Source organism: Bradyrhizobium sp., assembly GCF_036735945.1.
GTDB lineage: Bacteria > Pseudomonadota > Alphaproteobacteria > Rhizobiales > Xanthobacteraceae > Bradyrhizobium.
Genome location: NZ_DAINNI010000192.1, coordinates 1 through 6442, shown reverse-complemented (window position 1 = coordinate 6442; position 6442 = coordinate 1). Strand labels below are relative to the sequence as shown.

Sequence of the window (6442 nt, the reverse complement as noted above, 5' to 3'; positions counted from 1 at the left end):
GCGAGACGCTGGCGTTCCTGAAGGACGAGCCGCCTGTCATCGTCGACTGGCTGCCCTGGAACCACACCTTCGGCGGCAACCACAATATCGGGCTCACGCTCTACAATGGCGGCTCGATGTATCTCGACGAGGGCAAGCCGATGCCCGGCGGCATCGAGGAGACCGTGCGCAATCTCCGGGAGATTTCGCCGACGGTCTATTTCAACGTGCCCAAGGGCTATGAATCACTGCTGCCCTATCTGCGCGACGATGCAAACTTGCGCAAGAAATTCTTCGCGCGGCTCCATGCGATGTTCTTCTCGGGCGCCGCGCTGTCTGCGTTCGTCTGGAACAGCCTCGATGAATTATCCGTCCGCGAGACCGGCTACCGCGTGCCGATGCTGACCGGGCTCGGCGCCACCGAGACCGCGCCGTTCTTCATGTCGGTCAATCCGCACACCAGCCGCTCCGGCCATGTCGGGCTGCCGGTCCTCGGCAACGACGCCAAGCTCGTGCCCAACAACGGCAAGCTCGAAGTGCGTGCCAGGGGGCCGAACGTGATGCCGGGTTATTGGCGCCAGCCTGATATCACCGCGAAATGCTTCGACGAGGAAGGCTTCTACAAGATGGGCGACGCGCTCAAGCCGGCCGACCCTGATAATTTTGACGCCGGCTTCGATTTCGACGGCCGCGTCAGCGAGGATTTCAAGCTCGCGAGCGGCACCTGGGTCAGCGTCGGCCCATTGCGCGCGCGCTTCGTCGCGGCCTGCGCGCCGCTGGTGCGCGATGTCGTGGTCGCCGGCATCAACCGCGATGAAATCTCGGCACTGGTGGTGCTCGATCTCGACGGCTGCCGCCTGATCAACCCGACGCTGCCGGTGGACGATCTCGCCGCGGCGGCATCCGACCCGCTGATCATCGAGGCGTTCCACGAGCGCTTCCGCCAGCTTGTCGCTACCGCGACGGGCTCCTCCACCCGGATCACCCGCGCCGTGCTGCTCGATGTGCCGCTGTCGATCGACCGTGGTGAAGTCACGGACAAGGGCTCGATCAACCAGCGCGCGGTCCTGGAGAACCGCAGCGCGCTGATCGAAACGATTTACGCAGCGGTGCCGGCGGCGCCGGTCATCACCTTGTAACGGAATTTGCTTGAATATCTTGTCAGGGAGAGCGTCATGCAGTTGAAGGACCAGGCCGCCATCGTCACAGGCGGCGCATCGGGATTGGGCGCGGCGACCGCGCGCCGGCTCGCGGCGCAGGGCGCCAAGGTCGCGATCTGCGATCTCAACGCCAGCCTTGCTGAAACAGTCGCGGCCGAGATCGGCGGGATCGCCGTCACCTGCGACGTGTCTGACACAGCCTCGGCGGAAGCCGCGATTGCCAAGGCCGCGGCGGCGCATGGTCCGGCGCGCGTGCTGGTGAACTGCGCCGGCATCGGCGTCGCCAAGCGCGTGATCGGCAAGGACGGGCCGATGGCGCTCGGTGACTTCGAGAAGGTGATCAAGGTCAATCTGATCGGCTCGTTCAACATGCTGCGGCTCGTAACCGCTGCGATGTCGAAGCTGGACCCGCTGGCGACCGGCGAGCGCGGCGTGGTGATTTCGACGGCTTCGGTTGCCGCCTATGAGGGCCAGATCGGCCAGTCCGCCTATTCGGCCTCGAAGGGCGGCATCGTCGCCATGACGCTGCCGATCGCGCGCGAGCTGGCGCAGTTCGGCATTCGCGTGCTGACGATCGCGCCGGGCCTGTTCCTGACGCCGCTGCTCGCCAACCTGCCGCAGGAAGCGCAGGACTCGCTCGCCGCCTCGATCCCGTTCCCGCGCCGGCTCGGCCAGGCCGAGGAGTTCGCCTCGCTGGCGCTGCACATGATCGACAACCCGTACCTGAACGGTGAAGTGGTGCGGCTCGATGCCGCGCTTCGCATGGCGCCGCGTTAAGGATAGGTCATGTTCGTGCACAGCCGCGACGTGCAGATCCAGTGGGGCGATTGCGACCCCGCCAACATCGTCTACTACCCGCGCTATTTCGCGATGTTCGACGATTCGACCTCGATCATGTTCGAAGCCGCCGGTTTCTCGAAACAGGACATCATCCATAGATACGGCCTGGTTGGCATACCGATGGTGGACACGCGGGCGAAATTCCACATCCCCTCGACCCATGGCGACTGGATCAGGATCGAAAGCCGGATCGAGAGTTTCAAGCGGTCCAGCTTCGAGGTGGTCCACAACGTGTTCAAGGGCGAGGCGCTGGCGATCGAGGCGTTCGAGACCCGGGTGCTGGTCGGCCGTCATCCGGACGATCCGGCGAAGCTGAAATCGGCCTCGATGCCGCAGGAGATCATCGAGCGTTTCATGCGGGGCTGACGAATGCGCCCGCATGACCTAAAGAAGGGGCTGAATTGCCCGCCTGTTTTTGCTTTACACAATAAAGAAGATAATCAAGGGAGGAATGAATGAAGAAGGCTCTTCTGTCTGCGGCGGCCGTGGTTGCGGCCCTCGCCCTGCCGGGCTCGGCGCTGGCGCAGACCAACGAGATCACCATCGGCATCACCATCGTCACGACCGGACCTGCGGCGGCGCTCGGAATTCCCGAACGCAACGCGCTTGAATTCGTGCCGAAGGAGATCGGCGGCGTGCCGCTCAAGATCATCGTGCTCGACGACGGCGGCGACCCGACGGCGGCGACGACCAATGCGCGTCGCTTCGTGACCGAGTCCAAGGCCGACATCATCATGGGTTCGTCGACGACGCCTCCCACCATTGCGGTCTCGACGGTCGCCAACGAGGCGGGCATTCCGCATTTCGGCCTGGCGCCGTTCCCGATCAATGAGGCCCGCGCAAAGTGGTCGGTGGCGATGCCGCAGCCGATTCCGATCATGGGCAAGGTGCTGTACGAGCACATGAAGGCGCATGGCATCAAGACCGTCGGCTATATCGGCTACTCGGATTCCTACGGCGATCTCTGGGCCAACGACTTCAAGACCCAGGCCGTGCCGATGGGCTTGAACATGGCGACTGAAGAACGCTTCGCCCGTACCGATACGTCGGTCACGGGCCAGGTGCTGAAACTGGTCGCCGCCAATCCCGACGCCATTCTGGTCGGCGCCTCCGGCACCGCCGCGGCGCTGCCGCAGTCGACGCTGCGCGACCGCGGCTACAAGGGCCTGATCTACCAGACCCATGGCGCCGCCAGCATGGACTTCATCCGCATCGCAGGCCCCGCGGCGGAAGGCGTCATCATGTCCTCGGGTCCGGTGATGTCGCCGGAATCGCAGCCCGACAGCGCGCTGACCAAGAAGCCGGGTCTCGCGCTCAACACCGCCTATGAAGCCAAGTACGGCGCCAACAGCCGCAGCCAGTTCGCCGGCCATTCCTACGACGCCTTCGAAGTGCTCAAGCGCGTGATCCCGGTGGCGCTGAAGACCGCGAAGCCGGGCACGCCTGAGTTCCGCGAGGCGATCCGCCAGGCGCTGATCTCTGAGAAGGAAATCGCGGCCAGCCAGGGCGTCTACAACTTCACCGAAAAGGATCGCTACGGTCTCGACGATCGCTCGCGCATCATCCTGACGGTGAAGGACGGCAAGTACGTCCCGGCGAAATAGATGACCAGCGCCTCATGGTGAGGAGGCGCTTCAGCGCCGTCTCGAACCATGTGGCCCCGCTGGTGCCATTCATCCTTCGAGGCGCACGCTGTCGCGTGCGCCTCCGCCCCCGCGTCGAGAAAAGCAGATCTATACTTCGCTCGCGCCTTCGTGCTGGAAGCCGAGATAGCTCGCCGCGACGCGCTGGTTGCTGGCGATATCCTTCGCCGATCCCGACAGGATGAACTCGCCGAGTTCCATGACATAGGCGCGGTCGGCGATCTGCAGGGCGGCCTGCGCGTTCTGCTCGACCAGCAGCACCGAGACGCCGGCGGCGCGCAGTTCGCCGATGGTGCGGAAGATGTCGGCGACGATGATCGGCGCGAGGCCGAGGCTCGGCTCGTCCAGCATCAATAGTCTTGGAGCGCCCATCAGCGCACGGCCCATCGCCAGCATCTGCTGCTCGCCGCCGGAAAGCGTGCCGGCAAGCTGCTTGCGGCGTTCCTTCAGCCGCGGAAACAGCGCATAGACCCGCTCGAACGATTTTGCCGCCGTGGCCTTCGGAATCCGGAACGCACCGAGCAGCAGATTATCCTCGACATTCATGGTGGCGAACAGTTCGCGGTGCTCGGGCACCAGGCTCAAGCCCGCCGCGACGCGGTCCTCGATATCGAGCTGGGTCATGTCGGCGCCGGCAAAGGCGGTGTTGCCCTTGAGCGGCAGGATACCCATGATCGCGTTCAGCAGCGTGGTCTTGCCGGCGCCGTTGGCGCCGATGATGGTGACGATCTCGTTGTCGGCGACGTCGAGCGAGACCGAGCGCACGGCTTCGACCTTGCCGTAGGCAACGTGGGCGTCGGAGACGGACAGCAGCGCGCTCATGCGGCAGCTCCGAGATAGGCCTTGATCACGTCGGGATTGGTCTTGATCTGGGCCGGCGTGCCCTCGGCGATCTTGGTGCCGAAATCGAGCACGACCACACGGTCGGCGAGATCCATTACAAAGCCCATGTCGTGCTCGACCAGCAGCACCGACATCCCGCCGTCGCGCAACTGGCGGAGCAAGGCGGCGAGCCGCTGCTTTTCCATGTGGCGCAGGCCCGCGGCAGGCTCGTCGAGCAGCAGCAGCAGCGGGTCGACGCAGAGCGCACGCGCGATCTCGACGATGCGTTGCTGGCCGAGCGACAGGCTTCCCGCTAGCTGGTCGATCTGGTCGCCAAGGCCGACGCGCTCGATCTGGCGTGCGGCTTCCGCCAGCAGCTTTGCCTCGTCGGCGCGGTCGAGGCGGAACATGCTGGAGATCGGGCCCGAGGAGCCGCGCAGATGCGCGCCGATCGCGACGTTCTCCAGCACGGTCATGTCGGGCACCAGCTTGACGTGCTGGAAGGTCCTGCTGACGCCGAGCTTGACGACCTCCTGCGGCGGCGCATTGTCGACCTTGTGGCCGAGCACGGAGATCGTGCCGCCGGTCGTCGTCAGCACGCCCGTGATCAGGTTGAACGTGGTGCTCTTGCCGGCGCCGTTGGGCCCGATCAGGGCGACGATCTCGCGGGCCTGAACGTCGAACGAGACGTCATTGACGGCGATCACGCCGCCGAACTGCTTGCGCGCCTTCTCGATCTGCAGCAGCGCGCCTGATGAAGCCTGCTGCCGCGCCGGCGTGGCAAGAGAGAGCGACGTGTCGGGCGTCTTGCGGGCCGGCTTGATCGGCAGCCGCGCCATCAGCCAGGGCCAGACCCCGGTCGGCGCCAGTTGCAGCAGGACGACGAGCAGGATGCCGAACACGATGGTCTCGAGCTGGCTCTGGCCGCCGAAGATGTAGGGCAGGTAGCTCTGCAGGATCTCCTTGAGGATCACGACGATGCCGGCGCCGAGCACCCCGCCCCAGACATAGCCGGCGCCGCCGACCACCGCGATGAACAGATATTCGATGCCGGCATGGGCGCCGAACGGGGTCGGATTGGCCGCGCGCTGGAAGTGCGCGTAGAGCCAGCCGGAGAGGCCGGCCAGCACCGCCGCATAGACGAATACCAAAAGCTTCGCGCGCGGCGTCTGCACGCCGAACGCTTCGCCGGCGATATGGCCGCGCCGCAGCGCGCGGATCGCGCGGCCGGTGCGGGAGTCCAGCAGGTTCATGGTCAGCAAGGCCGAAACCAGCACCGCGGTCCAGATCGCGAAATAGATCGCGCCGGGGTCGAGCATCCGGAAATTGCCGATCGAAAGCGGCGGGATGCCCGAGATGCCGTCGTTGCGGCCGAGGAATTCCAGCTTGCTGAACAGATAAAACAGCCCGATGCCCCAGGCGATGGTGCCGAGCGGCAGATAATGGCCCGACAGCCGCACCGTGATGAGGCCGAGCAGGACGGCGGCGACGCCGCTGACCAGCAGCGATAGCGGCAGCGTCAACCAGGGCGAGACGCCATAGGCCGTGGTCAGCACCGCCGTGGTATAGGCGCCGAAGCCGCAGAACGCGGCCTGGCCGAACGAGGTGAGGCCGCCGACACCGGTCAGCAGTACGAGGCCCATCGCCACCAGTGCGGCGAGGCCGATATTGTTGAGCAGCACGATCCAGAATGGCGGGATGCCCGGGATGAACGGGATCGCCGCCATGACGATCGCGAAGATGATGAGAGGGGCTCGCTGCGTCATCGCCGTCAGTCCTTTTCTTCCTCGACCTCAGGCGCTGCGAGCGAACGCAGCATCAGCACGGGAAGGATGAGCGTGAAGACGATGACCTCCTTGAAATTGCTGGCGTAGAACGAGGAGAACGCCTCGACGCAGCCGACGACGAGGGCTGCCACCGCCGTCAGCGGATAGCTCACGAGGCCGCCGATGATCGCGGCGATGAAACCCTTCAGGCCGATCAGGAAGCCGGTGTCGT

At 65.3% G+C, this 6442-nt stretch carries 6 protein-coding genes and 1 pseudogene; 4 read left to right on the top strand and 3 right to left on the bottom strand.

Annotated elements, in window-relative coordinates; genetic code table 11:
- The 4 genes from V7E26_RS28605 to V7E26_RS28590 all read left to right on the top strand — a co-directional run.
- On the top strand, positions 1–1118 hold a 1118-nt coding region (locus V7E26_RS28605; protein ID WP_324422746.1), incomplete at its 5' end, for an AMP-binding protein.
- A gap of 36 nt (positions 1119–1154) precedes the next feature.
- Entirely contained in the window at positions 1155–1916 is a 762-nt protein-coding gene (locus V7E26_RS28600) for an SDR family NAD(P)-dependent oxidoreductase (RefSeq protein ID WP_324422745.1), read from the top strand.
- Positions 1917–1925: 9 nt separating this feature from the next.
- The gene (locus tag V7E26_RS28595) at positions 1926–2345 is read left to right on the top strand and encodes an acyl-CoA thioesterase (protein WP_324422744.1); all 420 of its coding nucleotides are present in this window, start codon (positions 1926–1928) and stop codon (positions 2343–2345) included.
- A gap of 89 nt (positions 2346–2434) precedes the next feature.
- A complete protein-coding gene (locus V7E26_RS28590; RefSeq protein ID WP_324422743.1) occupies positions 2435–3583 on the top strand; it encodes an ABC transporter substrate-binding protein in 1149 nt (382 codons plus the stop codon).
- Between the two features lie 129 nt (positions 3584–3712).
- Here V7E26_RS28590 and V7E26_RS28585 read toward each other — a convergent pair whose 3' ends face one another.
- The 3 genes and pseudogenes from V7E26_RS28585 to V7E26_RS28575 all read right to left on the bottom strand — a co-directional run.
- Positions 3713–4444, bottom strand: a complete 732-nt coding sequence (locus V7E26_RS28585; protein WP_324422742.1) for an ABC transporter ATP-binding protein — start codon at positions 4442–4444, stop codon at positions 3713–3715.
- Entirely contained in the window at positions 4441–6210 is a 1770-nt protein-coding gene (locus V7E26_RS28580) for a branched-chain amino acid ABC transporter ATP-binding protein/permease (protein WP_324422741.1), read from the bottom strand. The genes V7E26_RS28585 and V7E26_RS28580 overlap by 4 nt, the downstream gene beginning before the upstream one ends.
- Positions 6211–6215: 5 nt before the next feature.
- Positions 6216–6442: pseudogene (locus V7E26_RS28575) on the bottom strand (branched-chain amino acid ABC transporter permease); the annotation flags it as partial.